The following is a 22,083-nucleotide window of genomic DNA, read 5'->3' as shown; positions in this document are numbered from 1 at the left end:
CGCCGTGACAATCACTTCAGTACTGGTCGCCAATCGTGGCGAAATCGCCCGCCGTGTCTTCGCAACGTGCCGCAAGAACGGAATCGGCACGGTCGCGGTATTTTCCGACGCAGATGCCGACAGCCCGCACGTCGCCGAAGCCGATGCTTCGGTTCGCCTGCCGGGTAACACGCCTGCCGAGACCTACCTGCGGGGTGAGCTCATCATCGCCGCCGCCAAGGCTTCGGGCGCCGACGCGATTCACCCCGGATACGGATTCCTCTCCGAGAACGCGGAGTTCGCGCGCAGCGTCATCGACGCGGGGCTGACGTGGATCGGTCCGCCCGTCGAATCCATCGAGCTCATGGGGTCGAAGGTCGAGTCCAAGAAGATCATGGACGCCGCCGGAGTGCCGGTGCTGTCCGAACTCGATCCTGCCGCGGTGACCGACGCTCATCTGCCGGTGCTCATCAAGGCGTCGGCGGGCGGCGGCGGACGCGGAATGCGTGTCGTTCGTGAATTGTCGGCGCTGGACGGCGAACTGGAAGCGGCGCGGCGGGAAGCGCAGTCCGCCTTCGGCGACCCGACGGTCTTCTGCGAGCGCTACCTCGAGACCGGTCGGCACATCGAGGTTCAGGTCATGGCCGACCGCCACGGTGGGGTGTGGGCGGTGGGGGAGCGCGAGTGCTCGATCCAGCGTCGGCATCAGAAGGTGGTCGAAGAGGCACCGTCGCCGCTCGTGCAACGCATCCCCGCCATGCGCGACAAGCTGTTCGACGCTTCACGGCTCGCAGCCAACGCCATCGGTTACGAAGGCGCAGGAACCGTTGAATTCCTGGCTGACGAAAAGGGCGACTTCTTCTTCCTGGAAATGAACACGCGTTTGCAGGTGGAGCATCCCGTCACCGAGTGCACCACCGGACTCGATCTGGTGGAACTGCAATTGCAGGTCGCTTCAGGTGAAGTACTTCCGGACGAGCAGCCGGAGATCCGTGGGCATTCGATCGAGGTGCGCCTGTACGCCGAGGACCCCGCCAAGAACTGGCAGCCGCAGAGTGGAACCGTTCACCACATCGAGTTGCCCGGTGACCCGCAAGAATTCAGTGTTCTGCGTGAGCAGGGCGTTCGCCTCGACTCCGGCGTCGTCGACGGCAGTGTTGTCGGCGTCCACTACGACCCGATGTTGGCCAAGGTCATCTCGTACGCGCCGACGCGGACCGCAGCTGCCCGGCTGCTCGCGTCGACGCTGGCGCGCACCAGGATTCACGGTCTGCGGACCAACCGCGATCTGCTCGTCAATGTCCTGGCTCACCCGGCCTTCATTGCCGGGGACACCGACACGGCGTTCTTCGAGACCCATGATCTCGAGAAGTTGTCAACGCCTCTGGCCGATACCGACGCCGAAAGGCTTTCGGCGTTGGCGGCGGCACTTGCCGATGCCGCGCACAACCGGTCGTCGGCCCGCGTCATCGGCCGCTTGCCCAGCGGGTGGCGCAACCTGCCGTCGCAGCCGCAGAGCAAGAGTTACTCCACTGCGTCGGGCGACTACGACGTCCGCTACTCCCTCAGTCGAAGCGGCGTGCTGAGTGCAGAAGGCTTCGACGACGTGAGCCTGGTATCGGCAACTGAGACCCGGGTAGTGCTCGAGCAGAGCGGAGTTCGGCGTTCGTTCGACGTGGCGGCATACGGGAGTGAGATTTTTGTCGACTCCTCGCTGGGGCCGGTCGCGTTGACGGCGGCACCGCGCTTCGTCGATCCGTCGGCGGAAGTCGCCGCCGGTTCGTTGCTCGCTCCGATGCCGGGATCAGTTATTCGCCTCGGCGCCGCACTCGGTGACACCGTCACTGCCGGCCAGCCGATTCTGTGGCTAGAGGCCATGAAGATGGAACACACAGTCACCGCGCCGACTGCCGGTGTCCTGGTAGAACTTCCGGTCGCCGTCGGCCAGCAGGTCGAGGTCGGATCGGTACTCGCACGTGTGGAAGAACCCGCTACAGAAGAGGACGCATGATGAGTTTCATCGAAACCGAAGAGCAGAAGGAACTGCGGGCATCCGTTTCCAAACTGGGTGAGCGCTTCAACTACGTCGACTACGTGCTGCCCAAGGCACGCAAGGGTGAGCCGCTCACCGAATTATGGAACGAGGCGGGCAAACTCGGATTCCTGGGCGTCAACCTGCCCGAGGAATACGGCGGCGGCGGTGCCGGCATCTACGAACTCGCGCTGGTGCAGGAGGAATTGGCGGCACAGGGTGCCGGTCTGCTCCTGGTTGTCGTCTCGCCGGCCATCTGCGGCACCATCATCGGCAAGTACGGCACTGCGGAGCAGAAGCAGCAGTGGCTACCCAGCCTCGCCGACGGCTCCAAGATCATGGCGTTCGGAATCACCGAGGCCGACGCGGGTTCCAACTCGCATCAGATCACCACGACGGCACGCAGGGATGGCGACGACTGGATCCTGAGCGGCAACAAGATCTACATCTCGGGTGTCGATCAGGCTGACGCCGTCCTCATCGTTGCGCGCACCGAGGACTCCAAGACCGGCAAGCTCAAGCCCGCTCTGTTCATCGTCCCCACGGATTCTCCCGGATTCGTGAAGACGCAGATGGAGATGGACATCATCGAACCGGACCACCAGTTTATCCTCTTCCTCGACGACGTCCGTCTGCCGGCCGACGCTCTGGTCGGCGAAGCCGATGCCGCGCTGATGCAGTTGTTCGCCGGCCTCAACCCCGAGCGCATCCTGGGTGCGTCGATGGCCATCGGAATGGGCCGTTACGCCCTGAACGCCGCGGTGAAGTTCGCCAACGAGCGCACGGTGTGGAAGACGCCGATCGGTGCCCACCAAGGTATTTCGCATCCCCTCGCGCAGGTGAAGATCGAACTCGAGCTCGCCAAGCTGATGATGCAGAAGGCCGCGGTCCTCTACGACAGTGGTGACGATTTCGGTGCTGCCGAAGCCGCGAACATGGCGAAGTACGCGGCTGCCGAGGCCAGCATCAAGGCACTCGATCAGGCGATCCAGACGCACGGCGGGGCCGGTCTGACGAAGGAATACGGACTGGCCGCCATGCTCGGCGCGGCTCGTATCGCCCGTGTCGCGCCGGTGAGCCGCGAGATGATCCTCAACTTCGTCTCGCAGCACTCTCTCGGTCTGCCTCGGTCTTACTAGACGGTCTCACTGGAAAGGGCGAAGCATGACGGACGAGGACAAGCCATACGTACGGTACGAAGTATCCGGTGGTGCGGCCACGATCACTCTCGACTCACCACACAACCGCAACGCGATTTCGACGCGGTTGGTCACGGAGTTGCAGGCTGGACTGACGTCGGCGGCCGCTGATCCGGCAGTTCGAGCAGTGGTGCTCACCCACACCGGTGGAACATTCTGTGCGGGAGCCGATCTCAGCGAAGCATCCGGGTCGTCCGTATCTCCGGAGGAGGCAGTCAAAGAACGAGGGCGGGGAATGCTGACGCTCTTGCGCAGCATTCTCGAGCTGCCCAAGCCCGTGATCGGACGCATCGACGGTCACGTCCGGGCCGGGGGTATGGGTCTTGTCGGGGCGTGCGACATCGTCGTCGCCGGACCGGCGAGCACCTTCGCGGTGACGGAATCACGATTGGGGTTGGCCGCGTCCATCATCTCGCTCACGGTCCTACCGAGGCTCGACCAGCGATCTGCGAGCCGGTACCTGCTCACCGGAGAGAAGTTCGGACCGAACGAGGCCCACGCTATCGGGCTGGTGACGGAAGCGTCGCAGGGCACCGCCGAGTCGATCACTGAACTCTTGGTCACATTGCGTCAGTGCTCGCCACAGGGGCTGGCCGAATCGAAATGGCTCACGACCAGGCAGGTCCTGGCCGGATTCGACCGAGACGGCGAGGAGATGATCGCGCAGTCGGCGCGGCTGTTTTCCTCTGACGAGGCTCGTGAGGGCATGATGTCTTTCTTGCAGAAGCGTCCAGCAGCCTGGGCACAACAGAACGCACAGTAGAAGGGATGGCGGCGCGATGACTCGAGAACCCAAGCAGGACCGAAGTCGAGTCACGCGCTCCCACCTGCTCGAAGTGACGGTGGAGTGTCTCGCCGAACTCGGATGGGGTGCAACGACGATGAGTGTCGTCGCGCAGCGGGCCGGGGTATCCCGTGGTGCCATGCAGCACCACTTCCCGACGCGTGAGGACCTGATCACCGCGGCACTCGAGGTGATGTTCGACGCCCGAATGGATCAGGCACGCAAAGAGTCCACCGGCCTTCCCGCGGGTGCCGGTCGAACCGAGGCGATCATCTCCCGATTGGTCGAGTACTACACCGGCACTCTGTTCAAGGCAGCACTTCAGGTGTGGACGGCGGCAGCTTCCGACCCGGACTTGCGAGCGCGAGTGTTGCCACTCGAGGAACGGTTCGGGCGCATCGCGCACCGCATGGCCGTCGAGAGTCTTGGCGCCGACGACGCAGATCCGACGACGCACCGTCTGGTGCAGGCGACCCTTGACCTTGCCCGAGGGCTGGGGTTGGCAGATGTCTTGACCGACGACTCGCGTCGACGGTCCGAGGTGGTCAGAACGTGGGCGGCGCAACTCGACTCGACTCTCGTGCGTGTGTCAGCGCCGGTGTCGTGATCGCGCAGCTCTGATCCCGGAAGTACAGTCACCTGCATGCCGCGCTGCAGAGCCCTGTCCTTCAGTACCCCGTTGGTGGTCGCTGCTGCGGTGCTGGTGTCGGCTACCGGCTGTGGGGCCGACGACGGCACAGCGGAACAGTCCACAGGTTCAGCGCCCACCGCCCAGGCAGCAACCGATCCCGGTCCGATGTTCGCAGAATGCGGATCGGTGACGGATGAGGAGGTGGTCGCGGCTTTCGGGCTCACGTTCACCGATGTCACCAGAAACGGTGTCGGCTGTGAATGGACGGTTGCCGGTTCGTTGGGACCAAGCATCGCGTTCTCCTGGTACCGCGGCAGCCCGATCGGCCGCGAGCGCGCCGGTTCCGACCTTCTCGGTCGACCTGCCGCCGACATCACGATCGAGGGCCACTCCGGTTTCATCGCGTCGCGAGAAGGCGTTCTGTGCGAGTTGGGTATTTCCTTCGGGGGCGATTTCGTCCATTGGTCGGTGAACTACGGCTCCGCGAACGCCGGGCTTGTCGCCCCGCCTGCCGATCCGTGTGTTGTCGGGAAGAGCCTGATGGAACTCACTGTCTCGAGGGCACAGTGAGTCGCGCACGGGCGGCGGCGCTTGGCGCGTCGTTGATCCTGCTGACGGGGTGCGGTTCGACAGTGACGGGAACGCCGCTGGCCGAGGGCGGCTATCAGGGCAGTAGCAGCGAGAAGTTCGCCAACATCCTGCAGGAATGTGAAGCGGTGTCCGACCCGCAGATCGCGGCGGCAATCGGCGCCGACGGCGTCGACCGTGGTTTCTACGGGGCAATCTGTCGGTGGGACGGGGTTGGCGGCGCAGGTCCGGTCCATGTCACGTTCAACTGGTTCGAGACCGGCACCACCGATCACGAGGTCGCCGCATTCGAGGATCTCGGATATGTGGTCGAGAAGATCACCGTCAAGGGCAGTGACGCCTACCTCGTGCGGCAACCGGCGGATCCACAAAGCTGTGGCATCACCGCCGGCGCTCCGGCCGGGGGAGTGTTCGGTTGGTGGGTGCGCCAGCCGGCCGGCGGCATGGATGCGTGCGCGGGAGTCACTAAACTCGGAGAACTGACGCTCAACGTCAGTATTTGAACCTGCTGTCGAACCTGGTCGTTGCTGTGAGTTCCGTATCACTTCAGGCTCATTTTGACCACATAGCACGCTGGCAGGTATCGTTATGGGTCGTGTCCGGCATGCCCGGGCCGATCTGTGTGCCTAGCTAGGTATTGCCGTGCGCACGTTCGAGCAGTTATTGCTTCAGAACGAGCATCCGGCTGCCTGTGTGGGGGTATGCGACACGCCCGACCTCGGGTGCAGAGCGAGGCGCATTTGCGCAGCGCAGCAGTATCAGAGGTGGGTGAGGAGCAGCAGCTATCTTGCTCCAACTGCTAGATCCCTAATTTCAGAACAGCCAAGGTTGCTTCGAGCAGTCTGTTCCGACGTAGAAAGCCGGTAAATGCCAACCATCAACCAGCTGGTCCGCAAGGGTCGCCGCGACAAGACCGCCAAGGTCAAGACGGCAGCCCTCAAGGGCAGCCCGCAGCGTCGTGGCGTGTGCACTCGCGTGTACACCACCACCCCCAAGAAGCCGAACTCCGCTCTCCGTAAGGTCGCTCGCGTTCGCCTGACGACTTCGGTCGAGGTCACCGCGTACATCCCCGGTGAAGGCCACAACCTTCAGGAGCACTCCATGGTGCTCGTCCGTGGCGGTCGTGTGAAGGACCTCCCGGGTGTCCGTTACAAGATCATCCGCGGCTCCCTCGACACCCAGGGTGTCAAGGGTCGCAAGCAGGCACGCAGCCGCTACGGCGCCAAGAAGGAGAAGAGCTAATGCCACGTAAGGGCCCCGCTCCGAAGCGCCCGCTCATCAACGACCCGGTTTACGGTTCCCCGTTGGTGACGCAGCTCGTCAACAAGATCCTGCTGGACGGCAAGAAGTCCACCGCAGAGCGAATCGTGTACCAGGCTCTCGAGCAGGCACGCGAGAAGACCGGCACCGATCCGGTCGTCACGCTCAAGCGCGCCCTGGACAACGTCAAGCCTGCACTCGAGGTTCGTAGCCGCCGCGTTGGTGGCGCTACCTACCAGGTGCCGGTCGAGGTTCGTCCCGGTCGTTCCACCACGCTGGCACTGCGCTGGCTGGTCACCTTCTCGCGTGCACGTCGTGAGAAGACCATGGTCGAGCGTCTCGCCAACGAGCTCCTCGATGCCAGCAATGGCCTCGGTGCAGCTGTGAAGCGTCGCGAAGACACTCACAAGATGGCCGAAGCCAACAAGGCATTCGCCCACTACCGCTGGTGATGTAAGCGTCGGAGCAACTGCCATCGGGTGGGTGCTCCGACGCTGTCGCCGTTGGCGACCTGATCACATCGGCCGGTTAATTCCGGACAGAGGTGGTCGGGTTGCCGCGGCAGAGACATAATTGAAAGACCATGGCCTTGACGGTGGAACACACCGGATACGGCCGACACCCGAAAAACCAAGCAACGAGCGGGGAAGAAACCTGTGGCACAGGAAGTGCTGACTGACCTGAACAAGGTCCGCAACATCGGCATCATGGCGCACATCGATGCCGGCAAAACCACCACCACCGAGCGCATCCTGTTCTACACCGGTGTCAATTACAAGATCGGTGAGACGCACGACGGTGCGTCGACGACGGACTGGATGGAGCAGGAGAAGGAACGCGGCATCACGATCACGTCTGCCGCCGTGACTTGCTTCTGGAACAACAACCAGATCAACATCATCGATACCCCCGGCCACGTCGACTTCACGGTCGAGGTGGAGCGGTCGCTGCGCGTGCTCGACGGCGCAGTTGCTGTGTTCGACGGTAAAGAGGGTGTCGAGCCGCAGTCCGAGCAGGTGTGGCGTCAGGCTGCCAAGTACGACGTTCCGCGTATCTGCTTCGTCAACAAGATGGACAAGATGGGCGCGGATTTCTACTTCACCGTGCAGACCATCATCGACCGTCTCGGCGCGAAGCCGCTCGTTCTCCAGCTGCCCATCGGCGCTGAGGACGACTTCGACGGCGTCGTCGACCTGGTCGAGATGCGTGCCATCACGTGGCGCGGCGTAGTTCCGACCGGTGCACTGCCGACCATCGAAGAGATCCCCGCGGATCTCGTCGAGAAGGCTGCAGAGTACCGCGAGAAGCTGCTCGAAACCGTTGCCGAGTCCGACGAAGCTCTCATGGAGAAGTACTTCGGCGGCGAAGAGCTCACGGTCGAGGAAATCAAGGGCGCCATCCGCAAGATGACGGTCGCTTCCGAGCTGTACCCGGTTATCTGTGGCTCCGCGTTCAAGAACAAGGGCGTTCAGCCCATGCTCGACGCAGTCATCGACTACCTGCCCAACCCGCTGGATATCGGCGAGGTTGTCGGACACAAGCTCAATGACGAAGAAGTAGAGATCACTCGCAAGCCGAGCAAGGAAGAGCCGTTCTCGGCTCTCGCCTTCAAGATCGCTGCTCACCCGTTCTTCGGCAAGCTGACCTTCGTCCGCGTGTACTCGGGTCGTATCGATCCGGGCGCACAGGTGCTCAACGCAACCAAGGGCAAGAAGGAGCGCATCGGAAAGCTCTTCCAGATGCACGCCAACAAGGAGAACCCGGTAGAAGAGGCCGTAGCCGGCCACATCTACGCGATGATCGGCCTCAAGGACACCACCACCGGTGACACCTTGTGCGATCAGGCGAACCCCATCGTCCTCGAGTCGATGTCGTTCCCCGCACCGGTCATCCAGGTCTCCATCGAGCCCAAGACCAAGTCCGACCAGGAAAAGCTGGGCGTCGCGATCCAGAAGCTCGCCGAAGAGGATCCGACCTTCTCGGTCGAACTCGACGACGAGACCGGTCAGACCGTCATCGGCGGCATGGGCGAGCTCCACCTCGACATCCTCGTCGACCGCATGCGTCGCGAGTTCAAGGTCGAGGCCAACGTCGGCAAGCCGCAGGTTGCGTACCGCGAGACCATCACCAAGACGGTCGAGAAGCACGACTACACCCACAAGAAGCAGACGGGTGGCTCGGGCCAGTTCGCAAAGGTCATCATCGCTCTGGAGCCTTTCGTGGGCGAAGACGGTGCTACCTACGCATTCGAGAACAAGGTCTCCGGCGGACGTATCCCGCGCGAGTACATCCCCTCCGTGGATGCAGGCGCACAGGACGCGATGCAGTACGGTGTTCTCGCCGGCTACCCGCTCGTGAACCTGAAGCTGTCGCTGCTCGATGGTGCTTACCACGACGTCGACTCCTCGGAAATGGCGTTCAAGGTTGCCGGTTCGCAGGCGCTGAAGGAAGCCGCCCGCAAGGCCGGCCCCGTCATTCTCGAACCCCTTATGGCTGTCGAGGTCACAACGCCCGAGGAGTACATGGGCGACGTGATCGGCGATATCAACTCCCGCCGTGGCCAGATTCAGGCCATGGAGGAACGCAGTGGTGCCCGTGTCGTGAAGGCGCTGGTTCCGCTCTCGGAGATGTTCGGTTACATCGGTGACCTGCGGTCCAGGACCCAGGGCCGGGCGAACTTCTCCATGGTGTTCGATTCCTACGCAGAGGTTCCCGCGAACGTCTCGAAGGAAATCATCGCCAAGGCGACGGGCGAGTAAGTAGTAAGTACTGCGAGCTCCCCAGCCCGCGCCGGTAAGTAACCTCGGTTGCTTTCGGCACGAAGCACGACCAAGTAATAACCAACCGCACTGCTGCATACGGCAAGCAATTATCAGTCCAGGAGGACAAAAGTGGCGAAGGCGAAGTTCGAGCGGACGAAGCCGCACGTGAACATCGGCACCATCGGTCACGTCGACCACGGCAAGACCACGACGACGGCGGCCATCACCAAGGTGCTTGCGGATGCTTTCCCCGACCTGAACGAGGCTTCGGCCTTCGATCAGATCGACAAGGCTCCCGAGGAAAAGGCTCGTGGCATCACGATCAACATCTCGCATGTTGAGTACCAGACGGACAAGCGCCACTACGCGCACGTCGATGCACCGGGTCACGCCGACTACATCAAGAACATGATCACCGGCGCGGCTCAGATGGACGGCGCTATCCTCGTCGTTGCAGCCACCGATGGCCCGATGCCCCAGACGCGCGAGCATGTCCTGCTCGCTCGCCAGGTTGGCGTTCCGTACATCCTCGTCGCCCTGAACAAGGCCGACATGGTTGACGACGAAGAGATCCTCGAGCTCGTCGAGATGGAGGTCCGCGAACTGCTGGCCGCTCAGGAATTCGACGAGGACGCCCCGGTCATCCCGATCTCGGCACTCAAGGCACTCGAGGGCGACGAGAAGTGGACCCAGTCCATCCTCGACCTCATGGCTGCAGTCGACGAGTCCATCCCGACTCCGGTTCGTGAGACCGAGAAGCCCTTCCTCATGCCTGTCGAGGATGTCTTCACGATCACCGGCCGTGGCACCGTTGTCACCGGTCGTATCGAGCGTGGCGTTGTCAACGTGAACGAGGAGGTGGAGATCGTCGGCATCAAGGAGACCTCCACCAAGACCACCGTCACGGGCATCGAAATGTTCCGCAAGCTGCTCGACTCGGGCCAGGCCGGCGACAACGTCGGACTGCTCGTTCGTGGCATCAAGCGCGAAGATGTCGAGCGTGGACAGGTTGTCGTCAAGCCGGGCACCACGACTCCCCACACGGAGTTCGAGGGCCAGGCATACATCCTGTCGAAGGACGAGGGCGGCCGCCACACCCCGTTCTTCAACAACTACCGCCCGCAGTTCTACTTCCGTACCACGGACGTTACGGGCGTCGTGACGCTGCCTGAGGGCACCGAGATGGTCATGCCCGGTGACAACACCGAGATGTCCGTCAAGCTCATCCAGCCTGTCGCCATGGACGAGGGCCTGCGCTTCGCAATTCGCGAAGGCGGCCGTACGGTCGGCGCCGGCAAGGTTTCCAAGATCATCAAGTGAGACTCTTGTCTTGCTAGTTGATTCATAGCTCCGCACAGAAAGGCGCTCATTCCCTTCGGGGAGTGAGCGCCTTTCTTGTTGTTGTACTTGATTTCCGATGGTGCGGTTCCGGTCGGGAAACCCGAGCCAGACCTACTGCGCGGCGTCCACTCGATCTAGGTGCAGTAGTACCTGCACCGCAACATCAGAACCGTCGAGGTTGCGGCGCGTTGTCGACGCGATGTCCTCGGCGCGGGTGGTGAAGTCGACGACGTTGATTCCGGGATCGGCGTTGACCACTACGGAGAGTGTCGGGAGCCCACGGTCTACGGTGGCTCGTCCCTTAGCGGCACGGACACCGGGCAAATGTGCGAGTTCAGCTGCAACACCATCGGCGATCGGACCGAGATCAACACTGATTTCGGTGCCGGACTGTGCATGTCGGAGTGTTATTGCTCGGGCGCGGCGCAGCCGAAGATTGAGGAATAGCAAGCCGAATCCGGCAACAACGCAGAAGACAAAAGTTCCGGTAAGAACCCAGTGCCACCACGGTTGCTCGGGAATTCCGAGGAGCGTCGGTCGATCCAGCCGTGACACCCACGTCCGGATCAGACGGACGCCGGCATCCCAGGCGATGACGTACGCACCGGCGACGACGAGAGCAATGCCGATGATCAGCACAACGATTCGATCGAGCGCGGCTATGTAGCGGTTCACGATTCGACCTTCTGCTTTGCTGCGATTTCTCGGGCGAGAACGGTCAGACGGACGGGGCGCTGTAGGACGTCGAGGTGCGGTTGAACTGCTGTTTCGACGGCCGTGATCAGTGCGTCGCGATCCCCGCCGACGGTATCGATATGGACCTTGGCGTGTTTGCGGTCGACGGTGGTGTGGGCGCGTTCGACGCCGGGCACCGTTGCGGCTTGTCCGCTGCACATGCGGGCAATGTCGGTCGGGCGCATCCAGACGGTACCGGCATTCGGGTTCCCTAGTGGCACATGGGTTTTAGCACGTCGCTTCATCGCCGTCATGATCAGGACGACCCCGGCGACGACTGCTGCGATTGCCGTCGGTAGTAGCCACGTCTGCCAGTGCAATCGTGATGCCCATTCAACGGAGTTCGCGATCCACGGCGCAGATTCGAAGGTGCCGCGATTGATGAACCATTCACGCGAGACCACAAAAGCAAGCGCGAGTAGTCCGAACGCGATCACTACTGCCGATACCGCTGCGGCGGGTGCAGCGGCAGGCGTTCGAGGGGGAGTCCACTGCGAAACCGGTTGCTCGGCAGTGTCTTCGGGAATGCTGATGCCCGGTACGGCCCCGTCATCGGGGACCGTGGTTGCCGCGATCAGAACGTTCATTTCGTGCAGCGGGTAGCCGGTGAGGGATTCGACACTCGTGGCGACCTCGTTGTGCACGCGACCTGTCAGTTCGACAACAGAGCACGGCCAGTTGACCGCAAGAAAGAGATTGACGGATACGGCGTCGGACCCCATCGCGATGTCTGCCCGCGGCAGTTCCCGTCCGGTCAACTTGCTGAGTCCGCCGGTTTGCCGGACAACTCCGGGGACCGTGATCGCGGCGGCTGTGGCGATTTTCGACATCGCGCGGTCCTTGATGACCAGTACGCCGCGAAGGCCGGGGTCAACGGGGTCCGGTGTTGATGTGCCCGCCGTGGGGGTGGGTGTGGTGGACTCAGCCACGGCCACGGCTTCGGAGGATGGCGCCGAGGTCGAGGTGACCGTCGCGATGCGCGCCGATCGCCATACCGGCTGCTCCGAGTAGGACGGCAAAAAGGAATCCGCTGAACCCGCCCAGAATTCCGGCGAGGGCGAGGAGCAGACCGACCAGCAGGCCGACTGTCGTGCTGTTCACATCAGTTCCTTTCTTCGATGAGGGGTGCGAGCTGATCGTCAGGGTGGCTGACGTCGCCGACGGTGACGGTGATCGGTACGTCGACGACCTGCCCGACCGCGTCGCGGACGTGTTGAGCGACAGTCACGACGTTTGCCGGGTAAGCGACGGATATGTGTACGTTGCAACCGTTTTCGTCGATGACCACGCCGGTGACGCGCTTGCCCGGGAGGTAGGTTCCGACTTCGCCGAACTCGCCGCCGTGCAGTGCGGCGACACCGTGAACCGCCAGCGCGGCGTCGGCGACGGTTTCGGCTGCCAAACCGAGATCGATCCGTTCGGGACCGCTCACTGAACTCTCGGCTTCGCTTCCGCTTCGGTGCCCGGGTTCTCGGATTCGCCGAAGAGCATGACGTCGAAGACGGTGATGTTGACTTCGGTGACTTCGAGGCCGGTCATTCTTTCGACGGCCGCGATGACGTTGCGCCTGATTCCGAGCGCCAATTCGTGGAGGGCGACGCCGTATTCGGCGACGATTCCGATGTCGATCGCGGCCTGCTTCTCGCCGACCTCGACGGCCACGCCCTGCGCGTGATTGACGCGCGCACCAGGGATGCGGTCGCGGAGTGCGCCGACGGCGCGTGCGGTACCGCCGCCGACGTCGTACACGCCGTTGATCTCGCGGGTGGCTATGCCGGCGATCTTGGCGACCACGGCGTCCGCAATGATCGTTTTGCCCTGCGTGCTGTGGAGCGCGGCGCCGCCGTCCGCGCCGAACTGGACGCTGCTGCTTCCACTGGAATCGCTGGTCATGCGGTGCTCCCTGCTCGAGTTTCAGTGTGTGCGTCTCACCTGTCATTAACTCTAGTGACAACCGCTGCTTCCCAGCGGGTGCACCACACCTCCGTCCGAATTTGGTATGACAGAGTCTGACGTGAATACGTGACGGCTCTCATAGTGGGCGCCGATAGTGACGCAAGATCAGACGGGTGGGTGTGTGGTGGCACGGATAGTGATCGTGGGCGCAGGTTTGTCGGGGCTACGAGCCGCGGAGGAGCTGCGGCGCGCCGGTTTCGAGGGCGAGATAGTCCTAGCGGGCGGTGAGGCGCATCTGCCGTACGACCGTCCGCCGCTGTCGAAGGAAGTCATCCGGGGAGACAAGGACGAGACGACTCTGCGCCCGGCGGAGTTCTTCACCGAGAACGCGATCGACCTGAAGCTCGGTTCACCAGCACTCTCGGTGGATACCGCATCCAAGACCGTCGCGTTTGCCGACGGTTCGGAGCTGACGTACGACGATCTGATCATCGCCACGGGACTGACCCCAAGGCGCATCGGCGGTCTGCCTGAGCTTTCAGGCGTGCACGTCCTGCGTTCCATCGAGGAAGCACTCGCTCTGCGCGCGGACCTTGCGCCGGGCAAGCGAGCGCTGATCGTCGGTGCCGGTTTCATCGGCTGTGAGTTGGCGTCGAGCATGAAGTCGCACGGAGTTGACGTCGTTCTGCTCGAACCGCAGCCGACGCCGCTTGCATCGGTACTGGGCACGACGGTCGGTGCTCTGGTGGAGCGACTGCACCGAGACGCGGGCATCGACGTCCGGGTTGGCGTCGGGCTCGAGACTTTGTCCGGCGACGGCGTCGTAGACACCGCTGTTCTCGGTGACGGTTCCGAAATTTCCGTCGACGTGGTCGCCATCGGCGTCGGATCATTGCCGGTGACGGATTGGCTTGCAGATTCCGGGATCGAACTCGGCAACGGAGTGCTGTGCGACGCGGTGGGCCGGACAAGTGTCGAGAACGTGTGGGCGATCGGTGACGTGGCCGCATGGACGATCGGGGAAGCGCGCAAGCGCGTCGAACACTGGAGCAACGCCGGGGATCAGGCAAAGATTCTTGCCGGGGCGTTGACCGGTACCGGTGACGCGAATGCGCCCGCGCAGGTTCCGTATTTCTGGAGCGATCAATACGACGTGAAGATTCAGGCGCTGGGAACGGTGTCGTCCACTGATCAGGTGCATATCGTCAAGGACGACGGCCGCAAGTTTGTCGCCTACTACGAGCGTGATGGAGTGTTGGCAGCAGTAGTCGGCTGTGGCAGTCCTGCGGCTGTGATGAAGATGCGCGCGAAGATCGCTGCGGGTACTCCGATCGCCGAAGTGCTGGAAGCCGCAGCAGTGTGAGTTGCCCCAGCAGTGTGAGTTGATGGACAGGCGGGCGAGCTGATGCGGCTCGGTCGGGTTCGGGACGCTAGATTTGTTCGGTGATCGTTGCGCTCATCGACTCGGGTCTAGGTTTGCTCCCGACTTCCGCTTGGCTTCGCCGCCTGCGTCCCGAATTGGATCTGGTGTTGTCCCTGGATCCTGACGGCGCACCATGGGGGCCGAAGCCTGCGCCGTGGGTGATCGACCGGGTGCTCGGTGCTGCGGCGCGAAGTCTCGACCGGGGCGCGGAGGTCATCGTGCTGCCATGCAATACGGCGAGTGTGACGGCGCTCGAGCATGTCCGCGAGCTGGTCGGGCCTGGTATTCCCGTAATCGGGACGGTACCGGCAATCAAACCAGCGGCTGCCGTGTGTGAGTCGGTGGCGATCTGGGCTACGGCGGCAACCACGGCCAGCCGCTATCAAGCAGATCTGATCGCGGAATTCGCGGATGGAACCGAGGTAGTCGGCGTCGCGTGCCACGGCCTCGCCGACGCCATCGACCGAGGCGACCGAGCGGGCGCCTTGGCCGCGATCAGCGACGCCGCGGCCCGGACACCAGACGGTGTGCAAGGTGTTGTTCTAGGCTGCACCCATTACCCGTTGTTGCGGGACGAGATTGTTGCCGCGCTGCCCGAAGGAGTCTTGCTCTTCGACAGCGCCGAGGCCGTCGCAAGGCAGACACTGCGCCGTATCGACGCAGCTGAGATGGACACTTCAGTTGGTTCCGGGACGGTCGAGGTGTTTGTGAGCGGACGCCCAGGCAGCCTTCCGTCCAGCGCCGAAGCATTCGACGCCGGACGGTTGTTGGGAGCAATCAGGGCCTGAGTACTCAGTGGGCGGCCACTCCGTGGTCGCTGCTCTAATGGGCGGCCACTCCGTGGTCGCCGTGATGCATTCTGGCGGCCATCATCGGCATCGCACTCACTGCCACCACTACGGTGAGGACTCCGACAACCCAGGCTGTCCAGGCTGCGCCTTCGAGGGCGTGGAAGTTCATGACCCAGGGGGAGATGAACATCAGAACGCCGAAGACACCCATCGCGTAGTCGGCGACGGCCATGTCCGGTCGTGCCATGTGAGCCAGGCCGGCGAGTGCAACGAGCACACCCAGGACGATCAGTGACCACATAGCCCGGTCGTTGGTGGTCAACCAGATCGGCGACAGTGCGGCAAAGACACCGAGAACCACGGCTACGGCATCCTGCATTCGATTCCACGACTTCATGGCGAAACCTCCTCGAGCGAAAAGATTCTTTCACTCTCGAGTAGACGCCTTCCTGAGGTCCAGTTCAACTCTCCGACAATTGCATTCGGGTTGCAGTTACCCGCAGGCAGAGCCGGTTTGTATCAAGATTTGTGATCATAGGTGCGACTCGGGTGCGAGCCGTGCGATCTTTCGAAACCGGGGTGCACGGTGTGGGATAGCATCCGATCGCGATGCTGGGCCGGCAGGCACAAGTTCGGGGTCGTAGACGATTCGTGGTGTCGGCAATGGAGCAGTCAAGTCCCACACATCGAGCAACGCACGTGCGAGATCGGCATTCCAGTACGACAAATCTCCTTCGATGTACAGGTCGTCAGGGAGGAGTCGTTGGTAGTTTGACGAATCGAGTGCCTCCTCCAGTTCGTCCCACGATTTCCAGTCGAGATCAGTGCGGTACCGGTATGCCTGGTACCGGCTTCCGTCAGCCTGATCTCTTGGTATGTCTATGAAGACAACAGGGGCTTCGAGGCCGTCATCGTCCCAGAGGAAAAGCACGTCATCGATCCGGAACTCGTCTCCGTCCTCCAAGACGAGCCAGTCCGTGCCGAAATTTGTCGAGCGATGCGCGCGCCGGACAATCCGGTTCATTTCCTTGCTGGCGACTTCGTCGACATCGACCTCGCCGTAGTTGCATACGAAAAACCGTGCATCCGACGTGGTGACCAGTTCGTCGGCGGAGGTGTTGATTCCCGGAACGCCAAAACGGTCGTTGTCTTGATCTGCCCCGTCAGCCCACAGAGCGTTCAGGCGAGGCAGATCCTGCGCAGTGACCTGTTCTGATTCCGATTTCTCAGCAATGACGAAGGCACGTGTCCAGGCGATCATCGCGTCGGTACCGGAGATGACCGAAGCCTCGTTCGTTCGCCGCGAGGAGCGAGCAGAAGCATTCGCCGATCCGATCACTGCGCGCTCTGCGGTGGCAATCACCTTGGCGTGCAATGCCCCTGAGGACCACACCTCTACGCCCGCCGCGAGGTACGTTTCGATGGCCTGGGGGCTGGTGGAGTGCGAGCGGACGGCAGAATCCGATGCATTTGTCACCAGCACGTCCCCGAGTGTCAGTGGCATCAGTTTGGGCGCATCGCTGCCCAGAAATGCCACCGCCGCATACCGCGGACCTGCAGTCTGGATCGCTTTGGTGATCGCGCGCCACGCCTTCGGCCCGACAAACTTGTATTCCATCCCGGTATCCAACCAGACAGGATCAGATCTCACGCGGTGTCGGCAAGTTCGACTTTGTTTCAAGATTTGTGATCAGGGGTGCGGGCCGCGACCAGGCCGCGCGGGGCGGTGGCTGCGATGTGGCCGGAGAGCGCCATGAGCGTGAGTGTGGTGAAGGCCAGTGCGGTTGTGAGCATGGTTTCAGTGTTGCCGACCAGGCTGTGCCTATCTGGGGCGTTCGATGTGAGGACGCTGTGAGTTGTGAGATCGTGTCGGCATGGGTGATCTGAGTGCTCGTGTGGTGTGCGAGGCGTTGGCCGACCTGTCCGATCCGAAGGATGCTGTTCACCTTCAGCGGTTCTTCAAGACCGGGCCGGGGGAGTACGGCGAAGGCGACGTCTTCATCGGCGTTCGGGTGCCCAAGACACGGACTGTGGTCAAGCGGTTCGGCGGTCTCGAGTTGAGCGAAGTGCGTGTGCTGCTCGACAGCGAAGTTCACGAGTATCGTCTCGCCGGCCTGTTGATTCTGGTGGCGCAGTTCGAAAAGGCAAGCAGGCAGAGGTCTTTCGACGCCGAAGCTCGACGCACGATCGCCGAGTTCTACCTCGACGCGGTGGAGCGTGGGCGGGTGAACAACTGGGACCTGGTCGATTCGTCGGCCGGTCAGATTCTCGGCGGATGGTTGTTCGATCGGAACCGAAGCTTGGTGTTCGAGCTCTCGGATTCGGGCGACCTGTGGCGTCGGCGAGTGGCGCTGTTGACCACGTACGGCTTCATCACGCGGGGCGACGCGTCGACAACTCTCGAGCTCGCGGCGTCCGTCCTCGACGATCGTCGTGATCTGACGCAGAAAGCGATGGGCTGGATGCTGCGTGAGGTGGGCAAACGCGTCGACCGGGGTTTGTTGACCGGGTTCCTGGAGTTGCATGCGCACGACATGGGTCGTACCGCATTGAGCTATGCGTGTGAGCACCTCAGTGCGGAGGAGCGGACGCATTTTCGGTCGCTCCGTGCGCCGGTGTGAGACTTTGCCGTAACGGTCTGTGACACGATCGAGAGGTGCAGGCCTCCTCAGCTCGACTAGTTACAGCGACAACCATCGCGTCGATGCTCGCGGCAGCATGCGTGGTGCTGGCATATCTGGTGTACGTCGTGCGAGCCGTCGAACCTGTCGATTTCCTCGTCTATCGCTACGCTGTCGAGAAGTTTGCCAGTGGCGGTGACATCTATTCCGGGAACTTGTTCGGTCCGATGATCGAGCCTGAGGGAATGCCGTTCACCTACACGCCGTTTGCAGTGTTGTTGTTGTGGCCGACAGCGTTTTTCGACTGGTGGACTGCGTACCTTCTGTGGTCGCTTCTGTGCATTCTGCTGGTGGCGTGGACGGTTGCGCGCTTCACTCCGAGGTGGGTTCGCTTGCGGCCGTTGGTGATGGCGGCACTTCTGATCGGGGTGTCGGTGACACCGACGGTCAGCGCGCACATCTCGTTCGGTCAGGTAAATCTGCTGTTGATGGCACTGGTGCTGTTCGACATCACCCGAGATGACAATTCGATTCTCGGCCGGTACTTCCCGCGGGGACTGTTGATCGGCGTTGCGACCGCGATCAAGCTGACTCCGGGGTTGTTCGTCGTCTACTTCGTGGTGACACGGCAATGGCGACTGGCGATCTGGAGTTCTGTGGGTGCGGCCGCTGCCACTGTTGCTGCCGCACTGGTTGATCCGGCGCTGAGCAGAACCTTCTGGACCGAAGTCGTGTGGAGTTTGAGTGGCCGCGTGGATCTTACGGGCGAGGCGATTGCCAGTTCGGGTAACGGCTCGCTGCAGGGCACTCTGGCTGCGCTGGGTTCCTGGACGGATGCGGTGGTGATGCCGTTGATCGTGCTGGTCGGCGCAGCGGCACTGTGGATTGCGAGGCGGATATACCTCGACGGCCGTAGCGTCGACGCGGCACTGGTGATCGGGTTGAGCGCGCCGATTCTGTCGCCGATCAGCTGGATTCATCACTGGGTGTACCTGATCCCGGCGGCGGTCACGATACTGTTCCGGCTGCGTTCGCGTCGTGGTGTCGCGGTTTTTGTTGCAGCTCTGGTGGTGGTCTATTGCGGACCGAGTATGGGACAGCAGTTGATGGACGCGTCGGCGCTGCTCGTGCCGGTCGGAGCGATCTTGCGGGAGGGTTTCATCCTGGTCAGCGCAGCGGCAATTGTTGCTTTGTGGCAGATGCGGCCACGGCCGGACACTGTGTTCGGGCAGAATTCGGCGTTCGGGGAAAACGCTTCGGCCCCCGAATCCGAAGGGAATCAGGGGCCGAACAGTATCGAAGAATCCGGTGTCAGAACTCGATCTTGAGGCTGTCGGATACAGGCTTTGCCTGGCATCCGAGAATGTATCCGTTTGCGATGTCCTCGGCGTCGAGGATCTCGGAGTTGTCCATCTGCACTTCGCCTTCGGTGACGGTGCAGGCGCAGGAGCCGCATTCGCCTTCCTGGCAGGAGTACGGCACGTCGAGGCCCTTGGCGAGCATGATGTCGACGAGGGTCTGCTTGCGGGGCCAGACGAGTGTGTGGGTTTCGCCATCCAGTTCGACCTCGACCGTGGCGGCGTCTGCTGCTTCTTCGTCGGTGACCTCGGCGAGTTCGACGTCCTTGAACGGGTCACCGGCGAGTGAATTGAAGACCTCGGCGTGGACCTGTGTGCGGGGCATGCCGGCTTCGGCGAGTGCGTTGTGCACGGCGTCCATGAAGGGGCCGGGGCCACACATGAAGGCTTCGTAGGCGACAAACGGCTTGGCCAGCGTTGCCAGCTGCGATACAGCCGGGAGTCCCTGGACCGATTCGATCCAGTGAACGACGGTCAGCCGACCGGCGTACTTGGCCGCGAGTTCGCGGAGTTCTGCACCGAAGATGACGGACTTCTCGTCACGGTTGGCGTACACGAGGACAACGTTGCCGCTGCCCTGGGTGAGAGCGGACTTGAGGATCGAGATCACCGGGGTGATGCCGCTGCCCGCGCCGAAGAGCAGGAAATCGTGATCGAGCGACTTGGGGGTGAACACACCGGAGGGCGGCAGCACTTCGATGGTGTCGCCGACCTGAACCTTGTCGCACAGCCAGTTGGAGCCATAGCCGTCGACGGTTCGCTTGACGGTCACCTTGGGGGCGTCGTCGGTGAACGGTGAGCTGGCCAGGGAGTAGCACCGGGCAACAGAACCGGTCTGGTCGCTGGGGATGCGCAGGGTGAGGAACTGTCCGGGCTTGTAGTCGAACTTGCCCTTCAGGTCTGCGGGGATCTCGAATACCAGCGACCGGGCGTCCGAAGTCTCTTCCACGACTCCGGACACGGTGAGTACCGCCGATCGCGAGCTGTGCGGTACCTCGACTGTCGTCATCGCGAAGCAAGTCCTCTCGTGAAGCTGGGTAATGCGCAGGTCAGTGAAATGCTGCAGGTAGAACATGTTCTAGTTCAATGCTAGCAGTGATGAAAAGCTACTGGGGATCCTAGTCGCGCGGCAAAACGTTCCCGATCAGCGGGAATCAGACCGATCGTGATGGGGGCGCCTGGCGGGCCGGGGCGGTCACAACCTGCCCGAATGGGCGGTTCGGGGGCGGCGTCCGGGCGGTAATCGCAGCGAACTGTGGGTTCGGGCTGTCGGCCGGTCCACAGTGGAGTGCAGATGAGATGCCGATCACAAACAAGCGGCTTTCAATCACTCCCACCGTCACAGTCACGCATTCGCGAGGAGCAAAGAAGATGGCAATCGAGCTCAATCAGATCTGGGACTTCCCGATCAAGGAATTTCATCCGTTCCCCCGCGCACTCATGGGTGTGGGTGCTCACGACATCATCGGCGTCGAAGCCAAGAACCTCGGGTTCAAGCGCACCTTGTTGATGACGACGGGTCTGCGCGGCTCGGGAATCATCGAAGAACTGATCGGCAAGATCGAGTACCAGGGCGTCGAGGTGGTTCTCTACGACAAGGTGGAGTCCAACCCCAAGGACTACAACGTCATGGAGGCCGCGGCGCTCTACCAGAAGGAGAAGTGCGACTCGATCATCTCGATCGGTGGTGGCTCGAGCCACGACGCCGCCAAGGGTGCCCGCGTCGTGATCGCGCACGACGGTCGCAACATCAACGAGTTCGAGGGATTTGCCAAGTCCACGAACAAGGAGAACCCTCCGCACATCGCCGTTTCCACCACAGCCGGTACGGGTTCCGAGACGTCATGGGCGTACGTCATCACCGACACGTCTGACATGAACAACCCGCACAAGTGGGTGGGCTTCGACGAGGCGACCATCGTGACCCTCGCGGTCGACGACCCGCTGCTCTACTACACCTGCCCTCAGCACTTCACCGCGTACTGCGGCTTCGACGTACTTGCCCACGGCAGTGAGCCTTTCGTGTCTCGCCTGGATTTTGCGCCGTCGCTCGGCAACGCGATCTACTCGGTCGAGTTGGTCGCGAAGAACCTGCGCGAGGCTGTCTTCGAGCCGCGGAACCTCAAGGCCCGCGAGGGAATGATGAACGCGCAGTACATTGCCGGCCAGGCCTTCAACTCCGGCGGACTCGGAATCGTTCACTCGATCTCCCACGCGGTGAGCGCTTTCTTCGACAGCCACCACGGTCTGAACAATGCCATCGCGCTGCCTCGGGTGTGGGAGTACAACCTGCCCTCGCGCTACGAGCGTTACGCCCAGTTGGCGGGAGCTCTCGGTGTCGACACCCGCAACCTCACGACGGTGCAGGCCGCCGACGCTGCCGTCGAGGCCGCGATCCGTCTGGCCAAGGATGTCGGTATCCCTGACAACTTCGGTCAGGTGCGCACCGATTCGTACGCGAAGAACCAGATGAACACCAAGAAGTACGAGGGTCGTGGTGATGTCATCAAGGGTGACGAGAAGACTGTGCGCGCCATCTCCGAGCACATTCAGGACGACTGGTGCACCCCGGGCAATCCCCGTGAGGTCACCGTGGAGTCGATGATCCCGGTTGTCGATCACGCGATCAACAAGTCCTACTTCTAACGGGCCTTCGGCCCCGTGCGCCTTTCTGGTAGCCCGC

The 22,083-nt window shown here is 62.4% G+C and carries 23 protein-coding genes; 15 read left to right on the top strand and 8 right to left on the bottom strand.

The window, feature by feature from the left end:
* The first annotated feature begins 4 nt into the window (after positions 1-4).
* From C7T36_RS04375 to tuf, 10 genes are all read left to right on the top strand, one after another.
* Complete coding sequence (locus tag C7T36_RS04375) at positions 5-1,990, top strand: biotin carboxylase N-terminal domain-containing protein (RefSeq protein ID WP_045070934.1); 1,986 nt, start codon at positions 5-7, stop codon at positions 1,988-1,990.
* Positions 1,990-3,150: an acyl-CoA dehydrogenase family protein gene (locus C7T36_RS04370; RefSeq protein WP_029536739.1), complete on the top strand. Its 1,161-nt coding sequence runs from the start codon at positions 1,990-1,992 to the stop codon at positions 3,148-3,150. The genes C7T36_RS04375 and C7T36_RS04370 overlap by 1 nt, the downstream gene beginning before the upstream one ends.
* 25 nt (positions 3,151-3,175) lie before the next feature.
* Positions 3,176-3,973: an enoyl-CoA hydratase family protein gene (locus tag C7T36_RS04365; protein ID WP_045070925.1), complete on the top strand. Its 798-nt coding sequence runs from the start codon at positions 3,176-3,178 to the stop codon at positions 3,971-3,973.
* Between the two features lie 16 nt (positions 3,974-3,989).
* Positions 3,990-4,601 (top strand): TetR/AcrR family transcriptional regulator, encoded by a 612-nt coding sequence (locus C7T36_RS04360; RefSeq protein WP_045070922.1) that lies wholly within the window; start codon positions 3,990-3,992, stop codon positions 4,599-4,601.
* Between the two features lie 36 nt (positions 4,602-4,637).
* Positions 4,638-5,195: a DUF3558 domain-containing protein gene (locus tag C7T36_RS04355; RefSeq protein WP_084703050.1), complete on the top strand. Its 558-nt coding sequence runs from the start codon at positions 4,638-4,640 to the stop codon at positions 5,193-5,195.
* Complete coding sequence (locus C7T36_RS04350; RefSeq protein WP_045070919.1) at positions 5,192-5,716, top strand: DUF3558 domain-containing protein; 525 nt, start codon at positions 5,192-5,194, stop codon at positions 5,714-5,716. The genes C7T36_RS04355 and C7T36_RS04350 overlap by 4 nt, the downstream gene beginning before the upstream one ends.
* Before the next feature lie 364 nt (positions 5,717-6,080).
* Entirely contained in the window at positions 6,081-6,455 is a 375-nt protein-coding gene (gene rpsL / locus C7T36_RS04345; protein ID WP_003941908.1) for a 30S ribosomal protein S12, read from the top strand.
* Positions 6,455-6,925: a 30S ribosomal protein S7 gene (rpsG, locus tag C7T36_RS04340; protein ID WP_003941856.1), complete on the top strand. Its 471-nt coding sequence runs from the start codon at positions 6,455-6,457 to the stop codon at positions 6,923-6,925. The genes rpsL and rpsG overlap by 1 nt, the downstream gene beginning before the upstream one ends.
* Before the next feature lie 204 nt (positions 6,926-7,129).
* Positions 7,130-9,232 (top strand): elongation factor G, encoded by a 2,103-nt coding sequence (fusA, locus tag C7T36_RS04335; protein ID WP_033236420.1) that lies wholly within the window; start codon positions 7,130-7,132, stop codon positions 9,230-9,232.
* 132 nt (positions 9,233-9,364) lie between these two features.
* Entirely contained in the window at positions 9,365-10,555 is a 1,191-nt protein-coding gene (gene tuf / locus C7T36_RS04330; protein ID WP_033236419.1) for an elongation factor Tu, read from the top strand.
* A gap of 132 nt (positions 10,556-10,687) precedes the next feature.
* Here tuf and C7T36_RS04325 read toward each other — a convergent pair whose 3' ends face one another.
* From C7T36_RS04325 to C7T36_RS04305, 5 genes are read right to left on the bottom strand one after another with little or no spacing between them, the layout of a single operon-like run.
* A complete protein-coding gene (locus C7T36_RS04325) occupies positions 10,688-11,251 on the bottom strand; it encodes a hypothetical protein (RefSeq protein WP_045070916.1) in 564 nt (187 codons plus the stop codon).
* Positions 11,248-12,246, bottom strand: coding sequence for a DUF6286 domain-containing Asp23/Gls24 family envelope stress response protein (locus C7T36_RS04320; protein ID WP_045070914.1), 999 nt, complete (start codon positions 12,244-12,246; stop codon positions 11,248-11,250). The genes C7T36_RS04325 and C7T36_RS04320 overlap by 4 nt, the downstream gene beginning before the upstream one ends.
* Complete coding sequence (locus tag C7T36_RS04315) at positions 12,233-12,412, bottom strand: hypothetical protein (protein WP_033236416.1); 180 nt, start codon at positions 12,410-12,412, stop codon at positions 12,233-12,235. Before C7T36_RS04315 ends, C7T36_RS04320 begins: the two co-directional genes overlap by 14 nt.
* Before the next feature lies 1 nt (position 12,413).
* A complete protein-coding gene (locus C7T36_RS04310) occupies positions 12,414-12,743 on the bottom strand; it encodes an Asp23/Gls24 family envelope stress response protein (protein WP_239654810.1) in 330 nt (109 codons plus the stop codon).
* Positions 12,740-13,204 (bottom strand): Asp23/Gls24 family envelope stress response protein, encoded by a 465-nt coding sequence (locus C7T36_RS04305; protein WP_045070913.1) that lies wholly within the window; start codon positions 13,202-13,204, stop codon positions 12,740-12,742. Before C7T36_RS04305 ends, C7T36_RS04310 begins: the two co-directional genes overlap by 4 nt.
* Before the next feature lie 199 nt (positions 13,205-13,403).
* Between C7T36_RS04305 and C7T36_RS04300 the strand changes: the two genes are divergently transcribed.
* Together C7T36_RS04300 and C7T36_RS04295 are read left to right on the top strand one after the other, a co-directional pair.
* Positions 13,404-14,570 carry an NAD(P)/FAD-dependent oxidoreductase gene (locus C7T36_RS04300; protein ID WP_045071247.1) on the top strand — a complete coding sequence of 389 codons (1,167 nt, stop codon included), beginning with the start codon at positions 13,404-13,406 and terminating at the stop codon, positions 14,568-14,570.
* An 80-nt stretch (positions 14,571-14,650) separates the two neighbouring features.
* A complete protein-coding gene (locus C7T36_RS04295) occupies positions 14,651-15,418 on the top strand; it encodes a glutamate racemase (RefSeq protein ID WP_033236414.1) in 768 nt (255 codons plus the stop codon).
* Between the two features lie 34 nt (positions 15,419-15,452).
* Here the strand turns inward: C7T36_RS04295 and C7T36_RS04290 are convergent, their stop codons facing one another.
* Both C7T36_RS04290 and C7T36_RS04285 read right to left on the bottom strand, forming a co-directional pair.
* Positions 15,453-15,818, bottom strand: coding sequence for an SPW repeat protein (locus C7T36_RS04290; RefSeq protein ID WP_033236413.1), 366 nt, complete (start codon positions 15,816-15,818; stop codon positions 15,453-15,455).
* Positions 15,819-15,953: 135 nt separating this feature from the next.
* Positions 15,954-17,039: a phospholipase D family protein gene (locus C7T36_RS04285; protein ID WP_052683642.1), complete on the bottom strand. Its 1,086-nt coding sequence runs from the start codon at positions 17,037-17,039 to the stop codon at positions 15,954-15,956.
* A gap of 256 nt (positions 17,040-17,295) precedes the next feature.
* Between C7T36_RS04285 and C7T36_RS04280 the strand changes: the two genes are divergently transcribed.
* Both C7T36_RS04280 and C7T36_RS04275 read left to right on the top strand, forming a co-directional pair.
* On the top strand, positions 17,296-18,042 hold the full coding sequence (locus C7T36_RS04280) for a DNA alkylation repair protein (RefSeq protein WP_033236412.1): 747 nt from the start codon (positions 17,296-17,298) through the stop codon (positions 18,040-18,042).
* Between the two features lie 83 nt (positions 18,043-18,125).
* Positions 18,126-19,370 carry a glycosyltransferase family 87 protein gene (locus C7T36_RS04275; RefSeq protein WP_045070911.1) on the top strand — a complete coding sequence of 415 codons (1,245 nt, stop codon included), beginning with the start codon at positions 18,126-18,128 and terminating at the stop codon, positions 19,368-19,370.
* On the opposite strand, the gene C7T36_RS04270 is transcribed toward C7T36_RS04275, so the two are convergent.
* Entirely contained in the window at positions 19,354-20,409 is a 1,056-nt protein-coding gene (locus C7T36_RS04270; protein ID WP_033236411.1) for a ferredoxin--NADP reductase, read from the bottom strand. The genes C7T36_RS04275 and C7T36_RS04270 overlap by 17 nt on opposite strands.
* Positions 20,410-20,771: 362 nt before the next feature.
* Here C7T36_RS04270 and mdo point away from each other — a divergent pair, with 362 nt between their 5' ends.
* A complete protein-coding gene (gene mdo, locus C7T36_RS04265; protein WP_033236488.1) occupies positions 20,772-22,046 on the top strand; it encodes an NDMA-dependent methanol dehydrogenase in 1,275 nt (424 codons plus the stop codon).
* The last annotated feature ends 37 nt before the right edge of the window (positions 22,047-22,083 follow it).

The organism is Rhodococcus sp. AD45-ID (assembly GCF_003023755.1).
Taxonomy (GTDB): domain Bacteria; phylum Actinomycetota; class Actinomycetes; order Mycobacteriales; family Mycobacteriaceae; genus Rhodococcus_F; species Rhodococcus_F globerula.
The sequence above is the reverse complement of the archived record's forward strand: the minus strand, read 5'-3'. Positions and strand labels throughout refer to the sequence as shown.

What these genes read in the sequence shown, in the direction of transcription:
- C7T36_RS04370 (WP_029536739.1), top strand. Translation starts at nt 1,990, where the DNA reads ATGAGTTTCATCGAAACCGAAGAGCAGAAGGAACTGCGGGCATCCGTT.
- C7T36_RS04365 (WP_045070925.1), top strand. Translation starts at nt 3,176, where the DNA reads ATGACGGACGAGGACAAGCCATACGTACGGTACGAAGTATCCGGTGGT.
- C7T36_RS04360 (WP_045070922.1), top strand. Translation starts at nt 3,990, where the DNA reads ATGACTCGAGAACCCAAGCAGGACCGAAGTCGAGTCACGCGCTCCCAC.
- C7T36_RS04355 (WP_084703050.1), top strand. Translation starts at nt 4,638, where the DNA reads ATGCCGCGCTGCAGAGCCCTGTCCTTCAGTACCCCGTTGGTGGTCGCT.
- rpsL (WP_003941908.1), top strand. Translation starts at nt 6,081, where the DNA reads ATGCCAACCATCAACCAGCTGGTCCGCAAGGGTCGCCGCGACAAGACC.
- rpsG (WP_003941856.1), top strand. Translation starts at nt 6,455, where the DNA reads ATGCCACGTAAGGGCCCCGCTCCGAAGCGCCCGCTCATCAACGACCCG.
- C7T36_RS04305 (WP_045070913.1), bottom strand. Translation starts at nt 13,204, where the DNA reads ATGACCAGCGATTCCAGTGGAAGCAGCAGCGTCCAGTTCGGCGCGGAC.
- C7T36_RS04290 (WP_033236413.1), bottom strand. Translation starts at nt 15,818, where the DNA reads ATGAAGTCGTGGAATCGAATGCAGGATGCCGTAGCCGTGGTTCTCGGT.
- C7T36_RS04285 (WP_052683642.1), bottom strand. Translation starts at nt 17,039, where the DNA reads ATGGAATACAAGTTTGTCGGGCCGAAGGCGTGGCGCGCGATCACCAAA.
- C7T36_RS04280 (WP_033236412.1), top strand. Translation starts at nt 17,296, where the DNA reads ATGGGTGATCTGAGTGCTCGTGTGGTGTGCGAGGCGTTGGCCGACCTG.
- C7T36_RS04275 (WP_045070911.1), top strand. Translation starts at nt 18,126, where the DNA reads ATGCTCGCGGCAGCATGCGTGGTGCTGGCATATCTGGTGTACGTCGTG.
- C7T36_RS04270 (WP_033236411.1), bottom strand. Translation starts at nt 20,409, where the DNA reads ATGACGACAGTCGAGGTACCGCACAGCTCGCGATCGGCGGTACTCACC.
- mdo (WP_033236488.1), top strand. Translation starts at nt 20,772, where the DNA reads ATGGCAATCGAGCTCAATCAGATCTGGGACTTCCCGATCAAGGAATTT.